Genomic DNA, 25,588 nt, shown 5'->3' on the forward strand with positions numbered 1-25,588 from the left:
CCGGTTATTTCCTTTGGAAAAAATATTCGTTGGTTAAAAAAGTTGCCTAAGATGGAAACCAAAGATACCAGCGGAGCTATTGCACTAAGCCTCCTAATTGTAGGTGCGATTGGTGCAATAGTCTACCTTTTTTTAAGGAAAAAGAAAGGTGGAACTGACGTTGCTGCAGCTGCAAAGACAGCACCGATAAATCAGTCGGTTGCCGCAAAGATTAATGCGGGTTTCAGCACTGATATGAGCAAATCGAGCGATGACCAGATTAAGCAATACGCTACCTGGCTTGATAAGATCGAGGAAATTGTAAATAAGATGAAGGCGGGTAGTATCAAAGCTGCTACACCTGAACTAATCTACAATACCAGAACGATCATGAACCTGGGTGACGATAGCTTAAGAAAAACCGTTCAGCGCTGGGAAAGCATCAGAAACCGCAAGATAAGCACACATGCTGCATTTAACAACCAGGGAAGTTTTTACGATGACAGTGAAACCGTACCAGGGCTATTGAGCAGATTAATTGAACTTAACCTAATCGGATAATGAGCGTAATAAGTGATTTAGTAAACAAGGGCGAACTGCCCAAAGTAACCGTTGAGGTTAAGATCAGTAAAGAAAATATGATCGACCTGGCAGCTATTGCGGTAATTGCCGCATTGGTTGTTCTGTTGATCAGCCGTACACTTTTAAAGAATTTATAATGGTTTCATCAGCAAATATCATTGCCCAGATCAAAAAAGAAGAGGGCTTTATGCCGAAGAAATATAAGGACGGATTTATCAATAAGGTTCAGCAATATTCCATCGGTTATGGTCATCAGATCAGGCCAAACGAAAGTAATCTATTGACAGCAGTTTTGACCGAAGCACAGGCAACCGCAATGCTAATTAAGGATTTAAAATCCTATGAAGCAGCTGTCAACAATAACGCTAAAATACCATTAAATCAGAATCAGTTTGATGCCATGGTAAGCTTTGCATACAATGCCGGTACTGGTGCAGCTTCAAAAGTCCTTAATACCTGGAACACCAGTAAAGGTGATGTTGCAAAAACAATGGCGCATTTAAGCCAGTACCATAAGTGGACGGTAAACGGTGCTTTACAGGTAAACACAACATTAGTAGCGCGCAGGAAACGAGAATCAGCTTTGTTTCAGTCCGGATCTGTTAACGCTATTTCCGGCGATACTTCAGTAAAAAAAAAGGCATAACGGTAATTGTGGTCGTTTTGGCTGCAATTCTGGCAACATACATCATCTACAGAACAGTTAAAAAATGAGACCTTCCGAAAACGCAATACAGGCAATAAAAAACAGGGAAAGATGCAGTTTAGTTTCTTACCGTTTACCTGGTGAAAAACACTATACTATCGGTTGGGGGCATTATTGCGACAGGACGCCGACATTAGACCGAGCAGGTGCCAGAATTTCCCAGGCACAGGCAGACGCCTACCTGGTTCAGGATGTGGAAGAAAAAACTGCCTATTTGAATACCATTTTAAAAACGGAGGTAAACCAAAATTTGTACGATGCGCTGGTATCTACTTTTTACCAGTACAACTCAAAGAATCTTTATTTAAGGGGTATCGTTCAGGCCATAAACTTAGGGGCGTCTGTTTCGAGGGTTGCAAAAATGCTTATGGCGCTGCCATCGAATAAATACAACAAAAAGGCCAGGAAGGTTGATGCACTTTTGGCAACAACCGGCCAGGTGTACCACATTGATAACATCAAAGTATAAAACCAAACAAACATAAACCAAGCAGACTTAAAAATGGGCGTAACCAAGCATTCACCGGTGTATAATAGGGAATCGGTTGCGCCCGGTCTCTTTTAAAAAAACTTAAAAATGGGTTACATAGGCGAAGAAACCATCGGGGTACTACCACCGGCCATACCAGCTGACGAAATATCTGCACCAGAAAATTACGTTCCCGCACAACTGGGGAACAAAGGTATCGTCGGCGTTACCAATACAACTTTTTTGTTAAACACGAATGAATCGACACCGGTGGGCGAAAACAAAGTAATGAAGCTGCACCAGGGAACTTACGCAAACTCTGCCATAGTGGTATTGGAAGCGGCAGACGGCGCAGCTCCAAATGCGATTATAGCGCGTCACTGGCAGGATGGTAGTTTACCTACGCCTACTGACGGTTTACCGATGACACATTTAAGTATTTTCGAAATTGTTGGTACCGAAAATATCCGCCGTTTCAGGATTGTATCAGCCGATAACAAAGCTCACAAAGTTCAGGTTCAATATTTAATGTAATGGAATACAACAAAAAACGAGTTTATCAGATACCGGTCTTTAATACCGGTGGTGGTAACGGTTCACCTGGTGACGGTGTGTTATTGGCCTCTGATCTGGGCGACTGGTTAGACCTGCCGGAAAAAAGCCTAAATATCTTCGATGAGCAGATCAATATTCAGTATAAACTTGATATGATGAGTTATCCGGATAAGGCTATTTTGTTCCTTGCAGGGCAATTTGGCGTTAAGTCGAATTTTGTAGGTTCTGAACTCATTTTGGGTGTATTGCCGCTAAATACGAGACCAAAGCACCAGTTGAAACAAAATTTCACATGCCAGTCAACCGAATGCTATTTGGTAATAGAACTTAACGGCGAAGTAAAATTGCAAGCCGTTTCTGGTGATCTTCCGGTAACTATCGGAGTTTCGGAACCTGATCCGTATTTCATTAACGTTGATTATAATCCAAAAATCGAAGATGACAACGGAACCGTCTTTACTGCAACCAGATCGCAGAACTTTACGCGCAATAATTGCGGTATTGGCTCAATCGGATCATCGGTAACATTCGAAAAAACCTATACATCAACGATCAGCCAGGTTGATGCAAACAATCAGCGCGCAAACGATGCAAATTTTGCAACAGAAGGTCAGGCGTGGGCAAATGATCCTACAAACGGTGCTACCTGTTCTACAGCGCCGTCATTTTCGGCACAAAGGTCGCAAAGCTTTACGCGTAATGATTGCGCTTCCGGCGAAATAGGTTCGTCTGTACCATTTGTAAAAAACTATACCGGCTCTACTCAACAGGCCGCTGATGATGCAGCCGCTAATGATCCTAACTTTGCAAGCGAAGGACAGGCATTTGCAAATAATCCGTCAAACGGTGGAACTTGCAGCGTGCCGGCACAGCGTTACTACGCACAAAGGACACAAAGCTTTATACGTAATAATTGTGCTGCCGGTTCAACCGGATCAGCTATACCGTTTACGAAAAATTATCAGTCAGACATTAGCCAGTCTGATGCAGATAACAAGGCCGCTAATGATCCAGACTTTGCAACCGAAGGACAGGCTTTTGCAAACGATCCTGAAAACGGCGCGACATGTACAGTTAACCTGCCAAAATATTATTTAACCCTAAGCGGTGGTGTCGGCGAAATCCGTCAAATCTCGGTTACTCTAACCGATGAAAATGGTGAAGAGGTAAGTGTAAGTGAAGGACTACAGTTCACCTGGAGCGGTGTGCTTAATCCGTTAACGGGAGATGTTAGCCCGTCAAATATCGGTGCTACGCGAACACTTGCCGCTGAATTAAGTTCGCTAAACCTTTATTCGTATTCTTCCAACACACATTATGTAACTAACCTGGTTATCACGGTTCCTACACCAAATGTAGTCGATGGGCACGATATTATTTCGCAATCATAATTATGAAAAATAGATATTTAAAATTAAGCGATGCCAAAGTTGTATCGTACCAGGTTAACCCGATTGGGGTGAACGAAGTTTCTATTTACATGGAAAATTCGGGTGTAATTAACCAGGTTATTTTATCGGGCGCTCACACCGCTAAACTTAAAACCGGATTGGCAGGCGCTTATCCTGTAGATGATCAGACCTACCCTTTCGCTTACAACGCGGGCGACCGTGTTTTTGTCTCATTCACTTACGATGATTTAATGACAGCATCCGCAAACGTTAAACTTAAATGCACAGATAATTAATTATGGCTACTTTCAATTGGACAGATCAAGCGGGATTGGTAAGAAAATATCCGTTTAATGATGATATTAGGCTAAGTAATTTTAGTACAATAAATCAGGGAACAGCCGTTTCCGGTTTTGCCTTTACAAGTCTTTCGGGTAATGATGAACTAGGGGATGGAAGTCCGAAGCGCCCGTGGAAAAGCATTTCGGGAACTCCAAATATCGCCCATGGATCATGGCTTTGCATTCTGTCATCAGGAACTTACAGAGGTATGATTGCACGACCATCTCATTACTCCTATTACGCTGATGGTGATGTGACGGTAGACAATTCAATAATCGGTGAGGATAATGTTACCGTGCGGATTTTTGGACTGAAATTTATAAACAGTTATAACAACTTTGTTTTAGACCAATGTAGGTTTTGTACGTTGGAAATGAAAAACGGCCAGCTAAATGATTCTAGCTTTTCGAACAATATAGTTTCGTCAACTTCAACAATCAGGGTTAACGGATCAAGCTCCAGACGTGTAAATACTACAGGTCAAAACACTTTCGTTTCCTGCTCAAAAATACAAGTGTACAGTGATCCTGAGAATATATGGAACTCCGCTTATTTTTCAATCTTCTCAAACTGCCACATCGATTTTACTTACGGTGAAATTCCTGACGTTGATTATTCACTTTTTCACAACTGTACTTTTTCGGTCTCCGGTGGTGAGCCTGTGGCAATTGAAAGCCTTACCGATTTTTTGGAATGGGCGCAGTCTGTAAACCCAAAAATAAACCGTGCTGGATGGACACACTGCATGTTTGCTAATCCAAAATTCAATAACCCTGGAATCGGTGATTATAGCCTGGCATTTGACAGTCCGGCTAAAAACCTTTCGTATTTTGGAACTTATATCGGGGCAGTTTCGATAGGTCAATCTTTAAAAGCTTCAACTTTGGAAAGTGAAAGCGGTTTCGACGCGGATACTAACGTCAACCTGACCATAAATGAAAACAGTATCGAACTGACCAATAAGACACAGGATGCGGTTATCGAAACAAAGGTAATACCTAACCTAAATCAAAGGGAGCTGTTGCAGGCACCTTTGTACGGCTTTAACGCGGACAGGAACGGGCAGTATATTGACAGTATCGCCGACCTTGCAACAACTACCGTTGCCGCCGGCATCAACCTAAGCCCGGTAACACCTTACCAGGTAGAAAATGCCGCCATTGTTTATAACGGCAGCACCATTCAGCCAGGGGAAAAATTTACTACAACAGGGGTAACAAGTTTTACAACTGAATCGGACGGGGTTTGCAGGGAAATACTCGAAGCGCCGCAAAGGCATACGATTATGGCGCGGTTCAGTAACGGCGGGAACCAAAAAAATGCTGGGAATCCACTGACTGCCGGTTACTGGTATTACGTTAACGGAACAATAACCTATAACGGTGTAGAACACACAAATAAAACGTTCAAGGCGGTTAACACAGATAGTTTTACCGGAACCGGTACCCTTATTGAAGCAATGACCGATCAGAGTTACCAGCACTATGAACCGCATGTTAAGTTCAGTTCCAACAACGTTGGAGATACAAGGCTGGGCGAAATCATTCGCGGTAATGGTGACCCCGACTATGTTCGTGGTGAAGGAAAAGAATTTCCGATAAACGCAAAATTTATACAGGTAAAATACATGATCCGTGTAAACAACTTAAGGCCATAAAATGGAAGAGGTAACACAGTTTTTCGGTGCTGCCCTGATCTTTGAACAGGACTACTTAGAAAGGTCGTTCCCGATGGAAACTACGAAAATAGAGGGCATGGCACTAATTTATGAGCTTAATGATGCCGAAAAGATCGTTCAGGAAACCACGCAGATTAACGGTATGAGCATCACCTTTAAAGATTTCCCGTTGTATGCTTTCCAGTGGACAGAAACAAGATTTTTATAAACCAAACAAACTAAACAATGAAAAATGACAACTTATCAATCGGTAACCTGGTTGATCGCGCCACTTCCAAAACACCAAGCTTTTGGAAAAGGTTCCAAAAATACGCTGCAATAGCCGGTGTAATCGCAGGAACGGTTTTAACGGGCGGCTTTGCTGTACCGGCAGCTGTTACCACAATTGCAACAATCGTTGCGTCAATGTCCGGTGCCGCAATCACCATTGCTCAGTTAACAAAGGAGGATGCAGCCGATGACAGCGCCGAACCAGCAAAATAAGCTTATCGCCTTTTTACCTTACCTGCTTTCAATCATCACGTATTTTGGCGGTTCTTACATCAATTCATTGAACTATACCGATAAAGTCGATAACCTGATCACCACGGTAAACACTATGAACCAGAAGATGGATAGCAAAACTGAAAAGGATAACGCAATCGATAAACGGGTAAGCAAAATCGAATTTTACCTGTTCGAATATAAAAAGCCGGTCGAACAAACCGTTACTGTAACACAGCAAAACTGATCGAAAGCCACCACATTAGGTGGCTTTTTTGCTGAAGTATAGTTATAAATAACGAGTATGGCCAACAAAGATGGAAATAACTATGGTTGATCGGAATTATCTCGAGAACCGTCATTAAGAACGATGTCGGATCCAAAGGTAGGAAGTGTAAATCTATTGAAATTTTGCATATCCCGACGTTTCATTTCAGAACTCTTTTTTTGATAGATCATCGTAGTTTCGAGTTTAGAATGTTTGAAAATATCCTTACTCAAAACTGTTATATCACCACCATAATAAACGTAGAACGTTCCAAAAGTATCCCTGGCCGAATGGAAAGTAATGTGTTTATTTATTCCGGCCATTGACATTAAAACTTTTAATGTTTTATTTGCGGTTTGCTCAACTACAGGCTTAAAAATAAGCCCTTTTCTACCTTCAACAATTTTTTTTCCTATATCAGGCAAATCGACTTTTAGACTTACCCCGCTATCTTCACCTTTAACCGTATCCAACCTTAACACACCAAACTTAATGTGTTTGCTGTGCAGTATTTGGAGTTCAGAAAATCTATAACCGCCCGAAGTTGCCGCGAAAACATACATTTCCAAAATGTTAAGTTGGGTTTCAGTCAAAAGGTCTTTTTCTTTAAAAAGGCTAATTAACTGGATTAACTCACTTGGTTCTAAACATTCCCTTTCCCCCTCTTTATAGGAGTTCTTGATTTTAATGCCAATGTAAGGGCTTTCGGGAATCAATCCCTCGTTTACGGCTAGAGTGAAAAATTTTCTAAAAGTTTTATGCGTGCCAATTACTGTGTTAAATGCATAACTGGATCGTAAGTAGTTGTCAAATTTGAGAATAAGCCCGCTATTTATATCAGAAATAGCCAATGAACCAGGGTAAAAGCTTTTAAATCTTGCGAATTTCGTTGTATATGTAGTTCTCGAAGGCAATTTTATTTCTCCATCGCTCAACATTTTATCCGCTCTGTTCGCGAGCCAATCATGCATGTTATCCCGGCTTGCATAGTTTGTAAATTCCCATCTAAACTGTTTGTGTGTAATTAATCTATCAGTGAGCCTGTAGCGCATTAAAATATCATTGGCACGGCTTTTCTCCTTTGCAATGGCGAAGTTCATGTCACGTAATTTGTCGGCGTTCAAATCAGAATATTTAAAAGTTTCACTAACTAAATCAAATTCGTCTTTAAACCAATAAATTTCGATTGGTAACATTCTCGGATCACCGTCAATTACTATCTGTAAACCAAATGCATGTTTCCCAGTCTTTTTTTGAATGGTTGGATAAGGTCTGATTTGATAGCTAATTTTTTGAATAACAGATTTCATAGCCTTAAAAGTTTGCAGTAAACTATCAGGAATTGAACTTCTGATGAAAATTAACAGTGATTTTGCAGTAAGAAAACCGCCTTTAAAGCCATTCAAAGGCGGTTTTACTTAAAAATTGTGGGCCCACCTGGGCTCGAACCAGGGACCAAAAGATTATGAGTCTTCTACTCTAACCAGCTGAGCTATAGGCCCGGAAAAAAGGATAATCCTTTTTTGCGAGTGCAATGTTACAAATTTGGATTGAATTTTCGAAAATGTTTTTGGGAATTTTTCATAAAAAGGCATGATATAAACTCATTTTCAACCGCTTAATCTTATTTTTTATTTTCAACAAGTTTCGCCCCTCCGCTCAAAATGTGGATAAAAGGGCTGTTAATCTCCCCTAAAATGAGTTTTGAATAGGTTAATTTTGTAATTGATATGAATACGCCTGACCCGGATAACCAACTTCTTTTAGATTTTTTAGCAACAACCAATCAGCCCGTTTTTTTAACCGGTAAAGCTGGAACAGGTAAAACCACCCTCCTTCGCAAGATCAGGGATACCACCAAAAAGAATTTTGCCATTGTTGCACCTACCGCTGTTGCAGCCATAAATGCAGGTGGCGTAACACTTCATTCTTTTTTTCAGATTCCTTTTGGCCCATTGGTTCCGGTGGTGGATGAAAATGCAGATAATAATTTTAAATATTCAGACGAAAAAACAAGGTTATTGCGCTGTCTTGATCTCTTAATTATTGATGAGATTAGTATGGTTAGGGTTGATATTATTGATTTTATCGACCGCACGCTAAAACGGGTTAAAGGATCGAACCGTCCATTTGGAGGCGTGCAGGTTTTAATGATTGGCGATCTTTATCAGCTCTCTCCTATTTTTCACGATGCCTGGCATATTTTAGGTGCTTATTACTCCAGTCCATACTTTTTTGACAGTTTAATTTTCCGCACCACGCCAATGGTTACTTTTACCCTGGATAAAGTATACCGCCAGTCGGACCCTATATTTCTCGATATCCTGAATGGCATGCGCGAAAACACACTCGATGCTGGCTTACTGGAGAAACTGAATGAGCGTTATGATCCATCATTAGATCAGGAATGGAAAGATGATTACATTACTTTAACCACCCATAATCAATTGGTTAACGAAATTAATCAAGGTTGTTTAGAAAAGTTGGAAGGTGAGATTTTTGATTTCAATGCAGAAATAAATGGCGATTTTCCCAAAGATGCCTATCCTACAGACGAAAAACTACAGTTAAAGCTGGGTGCTCAGGTTATTTTTATCAAAAATGATTCTTCAGGAAAGCGGCAGTATTACAATGGAAAAGCGGCAAAAATAACGGCAATCAATCAGGATTCGATAAAAGTTAGTTTTTCTAATGATGGTAAAGAGATCGAAGTAGAAAAAGAAATCTGGCAAAATGTGAAATACAGCCTGAGTGATGAAGAAAATAAAATAAACGAAACCAGCACGGGTTCTTTTTCTCAATATCCTTTTAAACTCGCCTGGGCCATTACCGTACATAAAAGTCAGGGTTTAACCTTTGATCACGCCATTGTTGATGTAAGTACCGCATTTACCCATGGACAGGCCTACGTGGCCTTAAGCCGCTGCAGAAGTTTAGAAGGATTGATCCTAAAATCTCCAGTAGCCTCCGAAAATATCATCACCGATGCCAAGGTCATCAGTTTTACCAAAACCAGCAATCAGGATCAACCTACCGCTGCCCTGTTAGAACGTTATAGTCAGCAATATGCCTGGGGCCTGATCCACGAATTATTGGATTTTTCGCTTGTGGCAAAAGACTGGGAAAAACTGGGACGGTCTAAACTAATCGATAAAGATGAAAAAAATGCTTTTTTATCCATCTACGAGCAAGGAAATCAGATTCTTCAACATGAAATTTTCAAAGTAGCCAGAAATTTTATAACAAAGGAATTTTCAAAAATAAGCACGACAGAAAATCCAGCTCATGAAACGGCTTTTATGGAGCGTTTGCAAAAGGCTTCTGATTATTTCATTCCAAAACTGGAGCAACTCATTTCCCTAATGGCAAGGATTGTGGCGATCAATTTTTATAATGATACCCATTCTGACAAACTGCTTACGGTATTAAACGAAGTTAAAGATGCGCTTCAAATCAAACTTGCTTTATTTAAAATCTCGTGGAGCCCGTTTTCAATAAAAGATTATATCAATACCTTACACGCTGCAGGCAATAAACAGCCAGAGAAAAAGCCCGTTAAATCGAGCATTAAACCAAAAGAAATTTCCAATCCACAGGTTTATAAAAACCTTGTCGAATGGCGCAAAACCATTGCCATCCAAAGAGGGACGCAGGATTATGCGGTACTTTCTGATCTGGCCTTACTTTCAATCGCCGAAAGAATGCCACGGACAACCGATCAACTGGCAGCGCTTAAAAGCGTAGGGGTTGGTAATGCCAAAGAACTTGGTCAGCAGATTACACGGATTGTAAACGCCCATTTAGGTACAAGTGAGTTATTTTAAAAAAATTTAGTTCAGTACACCTTTTTTTAATACTTTCGCAGCCCCATTTCAATCGCTACATTTCACAATACATCAAGCCATGAGTAAGTTTTTATACGGAATCGATTTTGGAACAACCAATTCGGCGTTATCCATTTATGATGAAGAAAAGAAAGAAATTATAGATACGATTTCAATCCCTTCTTTAATCTATTTCACAGAAGTTAAAAGCATTATTGATGGCGAAAACCACATTGTTGGCGAAAAAGCGATAGATGCCTATTTAAATGATGGCATGAAAGGCCGCTTTATTAAATCCATTAAACAGATCCTTTCCAGAACCACTTTCACCGAAACCCGTATCCACAACAAAAGATATACAGCTTCCGATCTGGTTACGCTGATCCTAAAAGATTTAAAAGAAAAAGCTGATAAAATTATTGGTGAAGACTGCCAAAAAGCCATTATTGGCCGTCCGGTTTTCTTCGATGATGACAATACCATGAAAGATACCCTGGCACAAACCAGGTTAAAAAAAGCAGCAGAAAGTGCTGGCTTTTCCGAAGTTCGCTTTCAGTTTGAACCTATCGGAGCAGCTTTCGCTTATGAAAAAACCATCAAAAAGAAAGAACGTGTGCTGGTTGCCGATTTAGGCGGTGGAACTACAGATTTCACCTACCTTATCCTCGATCCCGATAAGGTTGGCAGCAAGGATAGGAAAAAGGATATGATTGCCTCTGGTGGTATCTATATTGGTGGAGATAGTTTGGATTCGGCTTTTATGTGGGATAAAGGAACGCCATATTTCGGAAAAAACACCATGTACGAGGCTACACCCGGAAAAGTTTTAAATGTTCCCAAATCGCTTTTTGCTAATATCTGTACCTGGGATAAAATGAATTTTTTTAATGGCTTAAAAATTCAGAAAGAGATTGAAGAATATTATTATTATTCTAAAAACGACCCTAAATTTAAAAACCTGATTACCCTGATCGAAAATAATCTGGGTTACTCGCTCTTCAGATCAATTGAAAAAACAAAAATTGAACTTTCAGATCAACCTGTTTCTACATTTGCCTATAACAATATGGAAATAGAGATTGATGAACACATTTCACTCGAACAATATAACTCGATCATTGAAAAGGATATTAATAGAATTGACACTTACCTCGATCAGTTTATGGAAACGTACAAAATTAATCCACAGGACATCGACTGTTTATTTCTAACAGGAGGAACTTCGATGGTTTCGGCTGTACAAAACCTTTTTAAGAACAAATTCCCGCACATTCCATTAAACTCGGGCGATAACTTTAAAAGTGTAGCAAAAGGATTGGCCTACAGTGGTTATCTCTTTGAAAGCTAGAGCACTTCATTACATTTAGAACGACAAAAAATAGTTTCATCCTGCATACAAGGTACTGTAATTAGTTAATTACATCTTTGTAACATAATGAAGATTATTTTCTTATTTATACTAAGATTTTTATAATTTAGCAGATGAAAGATTGGTGCGGCTGATAATAGATACAGTGAGCAAAGCCTTACGCGTTAGGCGCTAAAAGCAATTAATGTTGTGAGGTCCGGAAAGCCTGTTTTCTGGAAGAGGTGAAATCAAATTGATGGCCATTTCTTTGCCAGACGCACCAATTTTCTTTTCTTTTAAACCAGCCTGCTAAATTGGAGTACAGATATCCCCCTGTGCCTTCTAAAACTCGTTAAAAATTTATTAGTCTGTTCAAACCCCAATATTCTTGAAATCTGATCCACAGAAAAATCACTATGCAGCAACAATTCTTCAGCTTCTCTCATAATCCTGTCTTTAATCAGTACCGTTAAACTTTTCCCCAGAACTCGGTCTAAAAATTTATTTAATTTCCCTACGCTCATTCCCATGCCCTCAGCATAAAACTGAATTGCCCTTTCTTCCCGATAATATTGATCTAAAATTGCCCTGAAACGTAAAACCTGTTGCAGTTCATCTAATGTTAATGCAGCCAGATAACCATCCAAACCAGCAGTATAACCAAGAAACAGCGATAAATATTGTGCTAAAAATCTTAAATCCTTTTTAGCATCGATTTCTTTTTTAAGCTGATCCAATAAACTATACGTCTTAATAGATTCCTGAGGGCTTAAATCTCTGTAAGATAAGTTAAGGAAGAGATTTTTAGCTAGTGGATCCAAATGCTGAAGTAAAAATTCGGCATACAGCATACTGCTAAAATTTAACCAGTAACCAGATTTAATCCGCCCTTCGAGCCTAACCAAACCTTCTTCAGGGATAAAAAATATTCTTTTTTCAAGCAATTCATGGTCGCCAGAATTCATACACAAAAAGCCACTTCCTTCCCTTACAATCAACATCCGCATTGGGTATGTTGCCTGTAATGCACGCTCTCTATTAAAAACCCCGCTAACTGGCTCTAATTGTATCATAATAAACCTAAAAGGATAAACATCAGTAAGACTGAAATAGTTCAACCAGGTTACATCTCCATCAATATTTTATAGGAACCCTGGCTATATCAGCGTACAAATATCACAAAAAAGCCTTCCAAAAGATCAGAAGGCACAATTTATTGGATAAATATGAATCATTTTTATCCATTATTAAAATATTTGTGTTACAGTTAAAGCCTTATATCATTCATAACAAATACAATCTCCTCCTATTAAACTTTTTTAAATAACTTAATAACAAAAACGTTTCAAAGTCATTTAATCAGGCTGATAAAACCCTCACCTCAATGGCTTCCACCCCTGATTTCGTAAATTCAATATCAAATTGAACAATATTGTTCGGTTTAATTTCACCCACTATTCCATGTGCAAAAACATTAACTTCCATCCCTCCGTTTGATGGGGTTATCCCACCAAAACCTTCTTCATTATTATAGAATTTCACTGTACCCAGCCTCATATCGCTATTTAATCAATTTCACATTAACTGCATTTGGTCCTTTTTTACCTTGGGCAACCTCAAATTCAACACGGTCGTTCTGGTTTACTTTATCGATCAAACCTGTAACATGTACAAAAATTTCATCTCCATTTTCTGTTACAACAAACCCAAAACCTTTAGATTCATTATAAAATTTTATTGTGCCTTGCATTTTATTTAGATTTTTTAGTTATCAAACATACGAATAACCAAAAATGTTTAGCTATTAAATAGATTTTCGCATTAAATATGTAGATCAAGGCAAAATGTACAACGTTTTAAATTTAAAGTCTAAAACTATACCATCAAACAGAAAAAGCCACAGGTTAAACCCATGGCTTCCAAAATATTCAGATTATGCCTTTAAGCATTTACAAATTGCATTTGGGTGGCATCATACCGCCCACCAGCGGTAGCGCCTGCAGGAATAACAGATTCTAATTTTTCTTTTTCGGCTACGCTTAATGTAATATTGGTGGCAGCAGCATTTTCTTCAATATATTTAATTCTTTTTGTACCAGGAATGGCCAATACACCTTGGGCTAGTACCCAGGCCAATGCCAATTGCGAAGGCGTTACGCCCTTATTTGCAGCAATAAGCTCTATTTCTTTCAACAATGCTATATTTTTATAAAAGTTATCACCCTGAAAACGTGGAATACTCCTGCGGAAATCATCTTCGGCAAAATCATCCGGGCTTTTAATATCACCTGAAATAAAACCTCTTCCCAATGGAGAATAAGCAACAAAACCAATTCCAAGTTCATTCAGAGTATCCAATACACTGCTGGTTTCTGCCTCGCGCTCGAAAAGCGAATATTCACTCTGTACCGCGGTAATGGGATGGATTTTATGCGCCCGTTTAATCGTTTCTGCTGAAACCTCTGATAAGCCGATATACTTTACCTTCCCTGATTTAACCAATTCGGCCATTGCACCCACCGTTTCTTCTATTGGCGTATTGGGATCAACCCGATGCAGGTAATATAAATCAATGTAATCTGTACCAAGATTTTTCAATGAACGGTCTACCGCTTTTTGAATGTAAGCTGGTGTTCCATTAAATCCCCACGTTAATTGTTCGTTATCATCAACTTCATAACCAAATTTTGTAGCAATGGTATATTGATCACGATTACCTTTTATCGCTTTTGCAACTAAACGCTCGTTTAACAGTGGTCCATACAAATCTGCAGTATCTAAAAAATCAATTCCAAGTTCCAATGCTCGATGGATGGTTGCAATTGATTCCTCTTCATTGGCTTTGCCGTAAATATCTCCGCCAGCTATAGTCGTCATACCCATGCAACCCAATCCCTGCACCGGTACCTGTAGTCCTTCACTACCTAAGTTTATTCTTTTCATGCTCATGTCTTAATTTCTATAAGTTTATAAAGCAAAGGTATAACCCGCAAACCTCAGGAGATTATACAAATCAAAGTGTTTATTAAACAAATCAACTTAAAGAAAAAGAAGGAAAGCTAAACAGGCAAAGAATTGTTCCTGACTTTCATCGGGGTATAGCCCGTATGTTTTTTAAAGAAATTATTAAAGTATGAAGCATATTCAAAACCAAGACTGAAAGCAATCTCGGCTACGCTCCAATCGGTATGTAACAAAAGAGATTTGGCTTCAGCAATAATGGCCTCATTAATAATGGTGGTAGTAGATTTACCCGTTACTTCCTGAATGGCAGCGTTTAAATGGTTTACGTGTACAGAAAGCCGTTCGGCATAATCGCCGGCTTTTTTAAGTTTAAGTGGATCTTGAGGAGAATCGACAGGGAACTGTTTTTCTAAAACGGTTAAAAACAGGTTGGTAATTCTTGAAGCTGCATTTGTTGGATTAAAATAAGCTACTGCAGGCTGCATCTTAACGGCTTCATGAATAATTACATTCACATAGTTACGGATCAGCTCATATTTATATACATAATCGCCATCCATTTCAGTCTGCATCCTTACAAAAATGCTTTTAAGATAGTTCAGTTGCTCCTCTTCCAGCAGGTAAACAGGATTTCCATCTGCTTTAAACAAAGTAGAATCCTGTAAGCTTTCCATACGTGCACCTGTATGCAGAAAATCTTCGCTGAAAACGCAGAAATGCCCATCGTACACCATATCCTCTTCCCTGGCATCCCAGGAATAAGGAATTAACGGATTGGTAAAAACCAATGCAGGTTTGCTGATTTCGATATCACGGTTGGCATACAACAGCGTACTACAGCCTTTTGTAATGAGCGAAATTTTATAAAAATCTCTCCTGTTATAAGCTGTCAACTTACATTTATCATCATTCATCCCAGCAACCCTGAACTGAATAGGATCGATATGGATACCAGAAAATGAATTTGTTTTTTTGCCGGATACCGGATTTTGCTGCATGTTCAAAATTAAACAATTCAAAGAGAAAACAACCCTATGAAATTATTTGAAAATTGAACTAGCTCTTTTTACCATTAAAAATTACAAAGAAAACACTAAAACCGCCTAAAAGGAAAACTATTCCAAGAATCATATTTAATTTATCGCCCATTCTGTAATGTACAGATTAAATCCGTAATGACAATATAGTGACACAAAATAGTTACAAAATACAACCATAAGTTGTAAGGATATTGGTTTTTGTTTAAATTGACATCTGAATAAGCTAAAAACAGTTCACTAAAATCTAACCATATATAAAACATATACCAATTGGCAATGTTAAATAAAAGACACTAAACTACCAGAATATGAAACAATTAAGCAAAAATAGCAGTAAAGAAGAGCTTGAAAGCATCAGAAAAGGTGATACGATTAAAGATGATACCGGAAAACAGGGAGAAGTTGCCCAGATCGAAATATTAACCCGCCGCCAGGAAAAACAATATTATTATAAACTTAAAAACGACGGCACCATACTGGTGATTAAATAAGTAAAGCAAATCTCTGTTTATAAACAGCTAAGCATATGAATTTTATGCTATATTTATCTGGTAAAACGATTTATCAATCTTCTACCTATGATAAAGACAAAATACCTTATTTATCTGGCTTTTATAAGCGCCTTTGCTTTCGCAAGCAGTTTTACAGCTAAAAATAATAAGGATGAAACCAATGTATTTTTCAAAATAGATACTTTGGCCAGTAACCTTACCGTACCCTGGCAGATTACCTTCCTGCCAGATCGTACCATGTTGTTTACCGAACGCCCCGGGCAGGTACGCCTTTACCGCAATGGAAAACTTAAAGAAAAGCCAATATTATCGGTAAATGATATTAAAGCTGAAACTAAAACAGGTTTATTGGGCATGGTGATCCACCCTGCCTTTAACAAGAATCATTTTATTTACATTGCCCATAATTATGGAAAAAATAACCGCTTGTGGCTCCGTGTAGTGCGTTATGAATTTAAAAACGACACGCTTATCCACCCTAAAACATTAATAGAACAGATTCCTGCTGCACGAAACCACACTGGATGTCGGTTGATTTTCGGGCCAGACCAAAAATTATACATTTCTACAGGTGATGCCGATCAGCCTATATTGGCCCAGGATTTAAAAACTTACAATGGTAAAATTTTAAGGATAAATGATGATGGAAGTATTCCCGCAGATAATCCTTTTGTTAAAAATGATACGGCCCATAAAGAAATCTGGTCATATGGCCACCGCAATCCTCAAGGCCTAACTTTTGAGCCGGTAAGCAAACAATTTTACGCTACAGAACATGGCCCTACAGGTGGCGATGAGGTTAATATCATTGAAAAAGGAGCAAATTATGGCTGGCCGGTAATCCACCATCAGGAAAGCAAAGCGGGCATGAAAACCCCATTTTTAGAATATACACCTTCAATTGGTCCTTCGGAGGCTACATTTTATAAGGGCAATACTTTTCCTCAATCGAAAAATAATCTACTCATTGCCTGTTTACGCGACGAATCGGTATTGAGGATTGAAATGGATAAAGGAAAAGTGCTTAAACAGGAAGTGTTATTAAAAAAGCAATATGGCAGGATCCGGTCAATAGTGGTTGGCCCTGATGGATACCTTTATATATCAACATCAAATTTCGATATGCCCGAAAGTAAAGGCGAAAGACCTTATGATATGATCCTCAGGCTGCGTCCCTCAACTACAAAAAACAATCAGATAGCCCAAACCATCACTTCAAATAACAAAACGACTACAACTGCTGGTCCTGCTATGATGTTTAAACAGCTCTGCGCATCCTGCCACGGCGATAAGTTACAGGGCAGTGCGACGGTTTATAGCCTTGTTGGTGGTAAATTCAAACATGGCGCAGATAAACAATCGATTATCAACAACATCAGCAATGGAATAATAGATAAAGGAATGCCTGCCTGGAATGGTGCCATCAGCAAAAAGGACATCGAGAGCCTGGCAGATTATATGTTAAGGGTAAAGAATGAGTGAGAAAGTGATAGAATGAATGATGGAGTGAGTGAATTTAAGACTTCAGTAAATCCAACATTCTCTAATTCAATCATTCTCTAATTCAATGATTCGCATAAATTTTGATACAATGGTTCAATTTTTAAAACATTGCGCTATATTTATTGAAAATACCTCAACCAAATAGATGAAAACAACATTTACCTTAGTGTTATCTGCCATTGCGTTTATATTAATTTCGGCGACTACATTCAACAAAAAAACTTACCAGGGCAAGGCTTTCAATTTTTTGAACAAAAATAAAATTGATACACCCGATCAGGACCGCTTCGTTAAGGTTACCCTCGCGCAGGGAGAATTTATGGAACCAACCGAAATGGCCGTTCTTCCAAACCTGGATATTTTAGTGGCACAACGCCGTGGTGAAATATTAATTTATAAAAACCAGACTAAAAAAATTAAAGACGCCGGCAAACTCGATGTTTACTTCAAAACCAGCAATCCTGATGTGAATGCCGAAGAAGGTTTATTGGGTATGGCGGCAGATCCAAAATTTGCAGTAAATAAATACATTTACCTTTTTTACAGTCCATTTGATAAATCAGTAAACCGTTTATCGAGGTTTAAGCTGGTTAACGATCAGATCATAAAAGAATCAGAGAAGATCATTTTGGAATTTTATTCTCAACGCGAAATCTGCTGCCATACCGGTGGTTCGATTGCATTTGGATCAGACAACCTGCTTTATGTTTCTACAGGCGATAACTCTACTCCTTTTGATGCGCCAAAACAACAATACGTGAATAAAGGTTACGCTCCGCTTGATAACAGAAAAGGCTTTGAACAATACGATGCCAGAAGATCAGCTGGAAATACCAATGATTTAAGAGGAAAAATTTTAAGGATCAAAGTGAATGAAGATGGAACGTACAGCATCCCTGATGGCAACCTTTTTCCAAAAAACGATCCGAAGGCCCGACCAGAAATTTACGTAATGGGCAACAGAAATCCTTACCGCATTTCAGTAGATCAAAAATCCAATTTTTTATATTGGGGCGAAGTAGGTCCTGATGCATCTAATGATGATGCTTTAAGAGGCCCTAGAGGTTATGATGAGGTTAACCAGGCTAAAAAGGCGGGTAATTTTGGTTGGCCGCTTTTTATTGGCAATAACTATCCTTACAAAGCTTATGATTTTACCAACGGCGCAAATGGCAATGCTTTTGATCCTAAGGTGCCAATTAACAATTCGCCCAATAATACTGGTTTGCAGCAGCTTCCTCCGGCACAACCGGCCTTTATCTGGTATCCTTATGGCGAGTCGGCAGAATTTCCACAAGTAGGTGCAGGAGGACGTACGGCAATGGCCGGACCAGTATATTACGCGAGTGCTAACTCGCCCTACCCTGCTTATTACAACGGAAAACTGATAATTTATGAATGGGTACGCGGTTGGGTAAAAGCCGTAACCATGAACGATAAAGGCGATTACCAGAGCATGGAACCTTTTTTATCAAAAGTTTCGCTGGCTGCACCAATCGATATGGAGTTAGGTCCTGATGGAAAATTGTATATTTTAGAGTATGGCAAAGGCTGGTTCAGTAAAAATCCTGATGCTGCCATCTCAAGGATTGATTATTTAAAAGGAAACCGTCCGCCAACAGTTGAAAAACTGAACATTGTAAAAACAAGCGGATTGCTTCCTTATAAAATGACCGCTAATGTTATCGCTAAAGATCCTGATGGTGATGCTTTAACTTATATTTGGAGTTTAGGAAAAGGCATAATCAAAACCACAACTACCCCAACCTTACAATATACTTTTGCTAAAGCAGGCGAATACCCGGTAAGCGTTACCGTAATGGATAAAAGCAAAGCCTCTGCAAAGAGCGCTGTTATACCTGTTTTTGCAGGAAACGAGCATCCTAATGTAACAATCGATTTAGCCGGAAATAAGAGTTTTTATTTCCCGAACAAACCTGTTGATTATAAAGTTCTGGTAAGCGATAAAGGTTCTAAAGTAAATAACAGCCGCATCTACATCTCAAATACGTATACAGAAGGAACAGATTTGGCCGGAGCACAATTGGGTCATCAGCAGGCTGCACAAACCATGATTGGTAAGGCATTAATGCTAAAATCTGATTGCAGCACTTGTCATAAAGAATCTGCCGTTTCCATTGGCCCTGCATTTGATAAAGTGGCAGCCAAATATAAAAATGACCCCAAAGCGGTTGATTACCTGGCTTCGAAAGTAATTGGCGGTAGCCAGGGTGTTTGGGGAGAAGTACCTATGCCGGCACACACCGCAATGAAAGAAGCAGAAGTGAAGAAAATTACCGAATGGATCATGACTTTGGGCAATAAAGAAGCAGTTAAAGCATCACTACCCACTTCTGGTAAAATCGTTCCACCTATGGCAAAAGATAAAAAGAAATCGGTTTTAACATTAAAAGCAACTTATACAGATGCAGGTGCTGCCGGTTTGAAGCCATTAACAACTACTAACCTGGTTAACTTAAAAAGCAGTGTAATTGATGCAGATGACATTAAAGATTTTCGAGGCTTTGAACGAAAAGACGTTTTTGGAGGTGAAAAACTGATTTTAAGCAAAGATAATGGCTGGATAGCCATAAAAGATGTTGATTTGAACGGTATTTCTGGCTTCGAATTTTCATTCTTAAATCTTGATCCGGGTGCTGACGGGGAAATAGAAATCAGATTGGATGATAGTAAAGGTATTATAATCGGAAAATCTACTTTCAGAAAAAGTGTTCCAATTAATATGCTTTCAGATGGAAAATTCCATTCGATCTATTTTGTTTTCAAAGAATTAAAAACCGGCGACAAAAAGAATAGACCGATTATTCAATCTATAACAGTAGAACCTAAATAGTTTAATCGAAAAAACTTAGCCCGAAACCTATAACAACAGGTTTCGGGCTTTTTATTGTAAAAATTAATGATTTAATACCCTTCATTAATCCTGCTATAATATCTTTGCAGCAAACTTTAAGGATTTCCATGCAAAACATTAAAAACATTATTTTCGACTACGGAAATGTCATATTTGATATCGATTTCAGAATAGCCCAGGCATCTTTTCAAAAATTGAGTATTACCGATATAGAAAGTTTCTTTGCGCACAAAGGACATAACCAAATATTTGATGATTTTGAAACAGGTGCCATTTCTCCAGCTGATTTTAGGGCGGGAATCAGGAAAGCAGCCAATAAACCTGAATTAACCGATCAACAGATTGATGATGCATGGAACAGCTTATTAATTGGTACTATTCAGGAAAACCATGATTTATTGCTTCAGGTGAAAGAAAAATACCGTACCTTTTTGTTGAGCAATAACAACGAAATTCATTATGATTGGATTATCAATTATTTGAAAACTACTTTCGAAATCAATAACTATGATGCTTATTTTGAAAAAGCTTATTTCTCACAGCACATGAAATTGCGCAAACCCAATACCAATATTTTTGAGCAGGTATTAAAAGAAAACAACTTAGATCCATCCGAAACCTTATTCATCGACGATAGCCCGCAACACATAGAAGGGGCTAAAAAAGTAGGCCTGAATACTTTATTAATGACAGAAAAACCTGCTCATTTAGCTTCGTTTTTAAAAGCAAATGGAATTTTGTAAATTAGGGTATGACAGAGAAAAAGTTTAAATCGCTCAAAGAGTTCTACCCTTTTTACCTTTCAGAACACAGCAACACCACCTCCCGAATCCTGCATTTTATTGGAACTGGCTTAGTTGTACTTGCTTTTTTTACCGGTTTTCTTTTCCATAACTGGCACTTCTTTCTGGCCATGCCCATATTAGGCTATGGTTTTGCATGGGTAGGCCATTTCTTCTTCGAAAAAAACAAACCCGCTACTTTTCAGTATCCGGGTTATAGCCTGGCAAGTGATTTTATCTTGTTTTATGATCTGTTAACCGGAAAACAAGGTTTTATAGTGAAGAAATAGTTTTCGCATAAGTCTAAGAAAACCACCGTTGAACCTAAACTCGATCCGATAGCTATCGGATGGAGCGGCATCCTTTTTGGCTGTCACCCTGAGGGAAGTCGAAGGGCAGCTAAAAAGATACAGCGCAAAGCGAGGCTGCACATCCATAAGAACTACTGCACGCTCATTTTCAAAAAAATAATAACTGGTCCCAGTAGGTTGGTCGTCATCCGATAGCTATCGGATCCCGCGCAGGCGGGAATCTTAAAGCTGATTGTATTAAGATTCCCAATCAACCCGATAGCTATCGGGTTGGGAATGACGATTTCTCGCAGCCTATCAAGCTCTAAAATTCCACCGTCATTCATATTGATTTTTATGAAATAAGTTGAACCTCGAAATGACGACTTTATTATTAAAAGAAAACTGAACTACAGTTTTCTTCTTTTCAATTCTCTTTCAATCAATCCCAATTCACGGCCTGTTTGTCCGGCAACTGAAGTATTTTCTTGTGCTCTTCTGAATAAATAAGGCATTACCGCTTTAATCGGCCCATAAGGCACATACTTGGCCACATTATAATCAGAATCGGCAAGGTTAAAGCTTAAATTATCGCTCATACCTAACAATTGTGCAAAATATACATGAGGGTGATTATGAGTAATATTTTTTTCTTCCAAAAGATAGGTCAATAAACGGCTGCTATCTTCATTGTGCGTTCCGGCAACAATGGCAATCTCTTCAATATGATCTACGCAATAACGTAATGATTCGTTATAATCACGGTCAGAAGCTTCTTTATCAGGTTGAATCGGCGAAGGATAACCCATTTCTGCAGCGCGTTTACGTTCTTTTTCCATGTAGGCACCACGTACCATTTTTACGCCCAAAATAAAACCATCGGCTTTGGCAATTAAATGGTCTGCCTTCATATCAGCCAGTTTATCATGACGGTACATCTGGTAAGTATTGTACACAATAATACGTTCACGGTTAAATTTACGCATCATATCTAAAGCCAATTCATCAATGGTATTCTGGATCCAGGTTTCTTCCGCGTCGATCATAATGGGCACACCTTTATCAAAAGCTGTTTTACAGATCATTTCGCAACGCAGTTTTACCTTTTCGTACTCTGCCTGTTCGGTAGTTGTTAAAGTTTCTTTGGCATCCAGTTTCTGCAACAGTGCAAAACGGCCGATACCTGTTATTTTAAAAACGGTGATCGGAATTTTGGCATCGCCATCTGCGCGCACAATCGTACGGATAATTTCGGCACAGGTTTCATCAAAAACCTGCTCTTCTTCTTCCCCTTCAACCGAATAATCCAGAATGGTGCCCACGCCACCTTTATCCAGTTGCTCAATGGCTTTATTACACTCTGCAATGGTTTCGCCACCACAAAACTGCTGAAAAATAGTGGCTTTAATTGCTCCCTGTATAGGCAAACCGATATTTAGGAAAAAGTTTGTAATGGCCGGACCAACTTTTGTGAGAAAATTACTACCAATCATTTTAAAAAGCCAATATGCTTTTTTCAGTTCCTGGTTAGTTTTTTGGCGAAAAGCAATTTCCGTATTGTCGAAATTAGGTTGTTTATTGGGAACTAAATCCATTTTTTATCTATATATAAGTCAGATTGGTGCAAAATTATAAAAAGCATTGGTTGTTAAAACTAAAAACCTCTAAATAATCGTATTTTTGCATAAAATGATACAATTCAAATTAGAAGGCGAATTTATTCCGCTAATCCAGCTGCTTAAAGCAACAGGTTTAGTTGGCACCGGCGGTGATGCACAGGCTGCTGTGATGGACGGTTTGGTAAAATGCAACGGCGAAGTAGAATTCCGCAAACGCTACAAAGTTAGAGTAGGCGATATCATCACTTTTGAACAAGATAAAATCGAAGTAATTTAATGGAAACCTTAACGAGCGCAGGCCATTCGCTTTATTTCGAAAGCAATTTAGACGCCTTAAAAACACTTTTAGAAAGCAACAAATACAGTAAAGTTTTTGTACTTACTGATGAACATACCAGTGAAATCTGTTTACCTCTTTTTCAATCGCTTTTAGATGATTTCTCTGAATTTGACCTGATCGAGACTTCTGCAGGCGAAGAAAACAAAAATATCGATTTTTGCATCGGCATCTGGAAAACCCTTTTGGATTTTGAAGCCGACCGCAAAAGTTTGATGATCAATTTAGGTGGTGGCGTAATTACCGATATGGGTGGTTTTATTGCTTCTACCTATAAAAGAGGAATCGATTTTATCAATGTGCCTACTACCCTATTATCGCAGGTTGATGCCTCGGTAGGTGGTAAAACCGGAATCGATATCGATAACGTTAAAAATATGGTAGGTACTTTTACCTTACCACAAATGGTTTTTATCGAAACCGCATTTTTAAAAACATTGCCACAGCGCGAACTTTTATCAGGCTTTGCCGAAATGATCAAACATGGTTTGATTTATGATAAGCCTTATTACGAAAAGCTAAAGGCAAGCAACTACCTAACGCCTTCTGCCGAAGATATTTACCGTTCTGTAGAAATTAAAAACGAGGTGGTAACCATCGATCCGCATGAAAAAAACCTGCGCAAGATTTTAAACTTTGGTCATACCATTGGGCATGCTGTTGAGGGATACTCTTTGGCAAACGACGAAAATCCGTTAACGCATGGTGAAGCAATTGCCATCGGTTTTATTTGTGAAGCAGCATTATCGATTAAAAACAGTACGTTAACAAAAGACGAACTGAATGACATCAGTGGCTATATTTTATCATTATATCCGAAATACCACATCAAAAAAGAAAGTTTCGATACCCTTTTGGAATTGATGCAAAGTGATAAAAAGAATGAAGACGGGAACATCCTCTTCTCACTTTTAGAAAAAACTGGCAAATGCACGTTTAACTGCCGTGTAAGCACTGCCGATATTTTAAGCAGTTTGGATTATTATAACAGTTTATAAAATGAATTTTACCGGAAGTGATATTTCTGTAATCGGGCTTTTTGGTTTTGTAATCGTTTTAACCCTTGTTGAAATGTATTTCAGTTATCAGCACGACAAAAAACTATATACCAAACGCGATACCTGGACGAATATTTACCTGATGACGGCGGCAGTTGTAATCAACCTGGCCACCAAAACGGGTACCTTTTTCTTATTGGCTTATTGCTACCAGTTCCGTTTGTTCCAGATTCCTAATGTTTGGGTGTATTGGTTAATATTAATTTTAGCACAGGATTTTCTGTACTGGTTTCTACATACCGTTGGCCATTACGTACGCTTTTTCTGGGCGATGCACGTCACGCACCACTCATCAGAGCATTTTAACCTCACAACGGGTTTCCGTTCTACCGTTTTCGAACCGATGTACCGCGTGTTTTTTTACCTGCCTCTGGCATTTATGGGTTTTACTGCTGTTGATATCCTTTTTGCCTATCTGGTTACCCAGATTTATGGAAATTTAGTCCATACACAGTATAATATTAAGTTCCCTAAGTGGTACGAATATATCTTCGTTACCCCATCGCACCACCGGGTGCACCACGCCAGTAACGTACGATATTTAGATAAAAACATGGGTATGGTTTTAATCCTATGGGATAGGTGGTTTGGCACTTTCCAGGAAGAATTGCCTGATGATGTAGTGAAATACGGCTTAACTACACAGCCGAAAGATACCGGCCCGGTAAATATTATTTTCCATGAATTTATTGCGTTAACAGCCGATGTTAAAAAAGCGCCGACCTTTATGGATAAGGTAAAATATGTTTTCAATCCGCCGGGATGGAGCCATGATGGAAGCACTAAAGTTGCTAAAATTATGCAGCAGGAATTGCGTGAAGAGGAAAAGAGAAAATACGAAGACCTGCAACAGGAAAAAGTAAAAGGACTTAACGATCGGGGAGAGTTAAGTTCTACAGGATAAAAAAATAATTTATTCACTAAAGGTCTGTGCATCCACAGACCTTTTTTGTTACATATCTTAACTGTTTTCAGTTTTAGCC

The 25,588-nt window shown here is 38.8% G+C and carries 28 protein-coding genes and 1 tRNA gene; 21 read left to right on the forward strand and 8 right to left on the reverse strand.

Annotated elements, in window-relative coordinates; all coding sequences use genetic code 11:
* The first annotated feature begins 51 nt into the window (after positions 1 to 51).
* The 11 genes from U859_RS0107260 (at position 52) to U859_RS0107310 (ending at position 6,432) form a co-directional block, all read left to right on the forward strand.
* A complete protein-coding gene (locus U859_RS0107260; RefSeq protein WP_025142747.1) occupies positions 52 to 540 on the forward strand; it encodes a hypothetical protein in 489 nt (162 codons plus the stop codon).
* On the forward strand, positions 540 to 698 hold the full coding sequence (locus tag U859_RS31955) for a hypothetical protein (RefSeq protein ID WP_162799893.1): 159 nt from the start codon (positions 540 to 542) through the stop codon (positions 696 to 698). Before U859_RS0107260 ends, U859_RS31955 begins: the two co-directional genes overlap by 1 nt.
* Positions 698 to 1,207, forward strand: a complete 510-nt coding sequence (locus U859_RS30965) for a lysozyme (RefSeq protein WP_025142748.1) — start codon at positions 698 to 700, stop codon at positions 1,205 to 1,207. Before U859_RS31955 ends, U859_RS30965 begins: the two co-directional genes overlap by 1 nt.
* Positions 1,208 to 1,271: 64 nt before the next feature.
* The gene (locus U859_RS30970; protein WP_025142749.1) at positions 1,272 to 1,736 is read left to right on the forward strand and encodes a glycoside hydrolase family protein; all 465 of its coding nucleotides are present in this window, start codon (positions 1,272 to 1,274) and stop codon (positions 1,734 to 1,736) included.
* A 108-nt stretch (positions 1,737 to 1,844) separates the two neighbouring features.
* Positions 1,845 to 2,270 (forward strand): hypothetical protein, encoded by a 426-nt coding sequence (locus U859_RS0107280; RefSeq protein WP_025142750.1) that lies wholly within the window; start codon positions 1,845 to 1,847, stop codon positions 2,268 to 2,270.
* Positions 2,270 to 3,682 (forward strand): DUF5977 domain-containing protein, encoded by a 1,413-nt coding sequence (locus tag U859_RS0107285; protein ID WP_025142751.1) that lies wholly within the window; start codon positions 2,270 to 2,272, stop codon positions 3,680 to 3,682. The genes U859_RS0107280 and U859_RS0107285 overlap by 1 nt, the downstream gene beginning before the upstream one ends.
* Before the next feature lie 2 nt (positions 3,683 to 3,684).
* Positions 3,685 to 3,978, forward strand: coding sequence for a hypothetical protein (locus U859_RS0107290; protein ID WP_025142752.1), 294 nt, complete (start codon positions 3,685 to 3,687; stop codon positions 3,976 to 3,978).
* Between the two features lie 2 nt (positions 3,979 to 3,980).
* Positions 3,981 to 5,681, forward strand: coding sequence for a hypothetical protein (locus U859_RS0107295; RefSeq protein ID WP_025142753.1), 1,701 nt, complete (start codon positions 3,981 to 3,983; stop codon positions 5,679 to 5,681).
* 1 nt (position 5,682) lies between these two features.
* Positions 5,683 to 5,910 (forward strand): hypothetical protein, encoded by a 228-nt coding sequence (locus tag U859_RS0107300; RefSeq protein ID WP_025142754.1) that lies wholly within the window; start codon positions 5,683 to 5,685, stop codon positions 5,908 to 5,910.
* A gap of 17 nt (positions 5,911 to 5,927) precedes the next feature.
* On the forward strand, positions 5,928 to 6,185 hold the full coding sequence (locus U859_RS0107305; RefSeq protein WP_025142755.1) for a hypothetical protein: 258 nt from the start codon (positions 5,928 to 5,930) through the stop codon (positions 6,183 to 6,185).
* Positions 6,151 to 6,432 carry a hypothetical protein gene (locus U859_RS0107310; protein ID WP_162799894.1) on the forward strand — a complete coding sequence of 94 codons (282 nt, stop codon included), beginning with the start codon at positions 6,151 to 6,153 and terminating at the stop codon, positions 6,430 to 6,432. Before U859_RS0107305 ends, U859_RS0107310 begins: the two co-directional genes overlap by 35 nt.
* Before the next feature lie 80 nt (positions 6,433 to 6,512).
* On the opposite strand, the gene U859_RS0107315 is transcribed toward U859_RS0107310, so the two are convergent.
* Positions 6,513 to 7,859: a tyrosine-type recombinase/integrase gene (locus tag U859_RS0107315; protein ID WP_025142757.1), complete on the reverse strand. Its 1,347-nt coding sequence runs from the start codon at positions 7,857 to 7,859 to the stop codon at positions 6,513 to 6,515.
* 22 nt (positions 7,860 to 7,881) lie between these two features.
* Positions 7,882 to 7,955, reverse strand: a tRNA-Ile gene (locus U859_RS0107320).
* Positions 7,956 to 8,183: 228 nt separating this feature from the next.
* On the opposite strand from U859_RS0107320, the gene U859_RS0107325 reads away from it, so the two are divergent.
* Together U859_RS0107325 and U859_RS0107330 are read left to right on the forward strand one after the other, a co-directional pair.
* The gene (locus tag U859_RS0107325; RefSeq protein WP_025142758.1) at positions 8,184 to 10,277 is read left to right on the forward strand and encodes an HRDC domain-containing protein; all 2,094 of its coding nucleotides are present in this window, start codon (positions 8,184 to 8,186) and stop codon (positions 10,275 to 10,277) included.
* A gap of 79 nt (positions 10,278 to 10,356) precedes the next feature.
* Positions 10,357 to 11,625: an Hsp70 family protein gene (locus U859_RS0107330; RefSeq protein ID WP_025142759.1), complete on the forward strand. Its 1,269-nt coding sequence runs from the start codon at positions 10,357 to 10,359 to the stop codon at positions 11,623 to 11,625.
* Between the two features lie 296 nt (positions 11,626 to 11,921).
* Here the strand turns inward: U859_RS0107330 and U859_RS0107335 are convergent, their stop codons facing one another.
* From U859_RS0107335 to U859_RS0107355, 5 genes are all read right to left on the reverse strand, one after another.
* Complete coding sequence (locus tag U859_RS0107335) at positions 11,922 to 12,698, reverse strand: helix-turn-helix domain-containing protein (RefSeq protein WP_025142760.1); 777 nt, start codon at positions 12,696 to 12,698, stop codon at positions 11,922 to 11,924.
* A gap of 286 nt (positions 12,699 to 12,984) precedes the next feature.
* Positions 12,985 to 13,182: a cold-shock protein gene (locus U859_RS0107340; protein ID WP_025142761.1), complete on the reverse strand. Its 198-nt coding sequence runs from the start codon at positions 13,180 to 13,182 to the stop codon at positions 12,985 to 12,987.
* A gap of 4 nt (positions 13,183 to 13,186) precedes the next feature.
* Entirely contained in the window at positions 13,187 to 13,375 is a 189-nt protein-coding gene (locus U859_RS0107345; protein ID WP_025142762.1) for a cold-shock protein, read from the reverse strand.
* Between the two features lie 191 nt (positions 13,376 to 13,566).
* On the reverse strand, positions 13,567 to 14,568 hold the full coding sequence (locus tag U859_RS0107350) for an aldo/keto reductase (protein WP_240183028.1): 1,002 nt from the start codon (positions 14,566 to 14,568) through the stop codon (positions 13,567 to 13,569).
* Between the two features lie 116 nt (positions 14,569 to 14,684).
* Positions 14,685 to 15,587, reverse strand: a complete 903-nt coding sequence (locus U859_RS0107355; protein WP_025142764.1) for a helix-turn-helix domain-containing protein — start codon at positions 15,585 to 15,587, stop codon at positions 14,685 to 14,687.
* 350 nt (positions 15,588 to 15,937) lie between these two features.
* Here U859_RS0107355 and U859_RS0107365 point away from each other — a divergent pair, with 350 nt between their 5' ends.
* The 5 genes from U859_RS0107365 to U859_RS0107390 all read left to right on the forward strand — a co-directional run bounded on the left by U859_RS0107365 (position 15,938) and on the right by U859_RS0107390 (position 21,591).
* The gene (locus U859_RS0107365; protein ID WP_025142765.1) at positions 15,938 to 16,120 is read left to right on the forward strand and encodes a hypothetical protein; all 183 of its coding nucleotides are present in this window, start codon (positions 15,938 to 15,940) and stop codon (positions 16,118 to 16,120) included.
* An 87-nt stretch (positions 16,121 to 16,207) separates the two neighbouring features.
* Positions 16,208 to 17,623: a PQQ-dependent sugar dehydrogenase gene (locus U859_RS0107370; RefSeq protein ID WP_025142766.1), complete on the forward strand. Its 1,416-nt coding sequence runs from the start codon at positions 16,208 to 16,210 to the stop codon at positions 17,621 to 17,623.
* Between the two features lie 166 nt (positions 17,624 to 17,789).
* Positions 17,790 to 20,498 carry a PQQ-dependent sugar dehydrogenase gene (locus tag U859_RS0107375; RefSeq protein WP_051584666.1) on the forward strand — a complete coding sequence of 903 codons (2,709 nt, stop codon included), beginning with the start codon at positions 17,790 to 17,792 and terminating at the stop codon, positions 20,496 to 20,498.
* A gap of 128 nt (positions 20,499 to 20,626) precedes the next feature.
* Complete coding sequence (locus U859_RS0107385) at positions 20,627 to 21,262, forward strand: HAD family hydrolase (protein ID WP_025142767.1); 636 nt, start codon at positions 20,627 to 20,629, stop codon at positions 21,260 to 21,262.
* 8 nt (positions 21,263 to 21,270) lie between these two features.
* Complete coding sequence (locus tag U859_RS0107390; RefSeq protein WP_025142768.1) at positions 21,271 to 21,591, forward strand: DUF962 domain-containing protein; 321 nt, start codon at positions 21,271 to 21,273, stop codon at positions 21,589 to 21,591.
* Positions 21,592 to 22,001: 410 nt separating this feature from the next.
* On the opposite strand, the gene U859_RS0107395 is transcribed toward U859_RS0107390, so the two are convergent.
* Positions 22,002 to 23,186: a proline dehydrogenase family protein gene (locus tag U859_RS0107395; RefSeq protein WP_025142769.1), complete on the reverse strand. Its 1,185-nt coding sequence runs from the start codon at positions 23,184 to 23,186 to the stop codon at positions 22,002 to 22,004.
* 94 nt (positions 23,187 to 23,280) lie between these two features.
* Between U859_RS0107395 and U859_RS0107400 the strand changes: the two genes are divergently transcribed.
* The 3 genes from U859_RS0107400 to U859_RS0107410 are packed head-to-tail and all read left to right on the forward strand — an operon-like array spanning position 23,281 to position 25,509.
* Positions 23,281 to 23,487 (forward strand): RNA-binding S4 domain-containing protein, encoded by a 207-nt coding sequence (locus U859_RS0107400; RefSeq protein WP_025142770.1) that lies wholly within the window; start codon positions 23,281 to 23,283, stop codon positions 23,485 to 23,487.
* Positions 23,487 to 24,545 (forward strand): 3-dehydroquinate synthase, encoded by a 1,059-nt coding sequence (gene aroB, locus U859_RS0107405; protein WP_025142771.1) that lies wholly within the window; start codon positions 23,487 to 23,489, stop codon positions 24,543 to 24,545. The genes U859_RS0107400 and aroB overlap by 1 nt, the downstream gene beginning before the upstream one ends.
* A gap of 1 nt (position 24,546) precedes the next feature.
* On the forward strand, positions 24,547 to 25,509 hold the full coding sequence (locus tag U859_RS0107410; protein WP_025142772.1) for a sterol desaturase family protein: 963 nt from the start codon (positions 24,547 to 24,549) through the stop codon (positions 25,507 to 25,509).
* Positions 25,510 to 25,588 lie beyond the last annotated feature (79 nt).

Source organism: Pedobacter jeongneungensis (assembly GCF_000633455.1).
GTDB classification, from domain to species: Bacteria; Bacteroidota; Bacteroidia; order Sphingobacteriales; family Sphingobacteriaceae; genus Pedobacter; species Pedobacter jeongneungensis_A.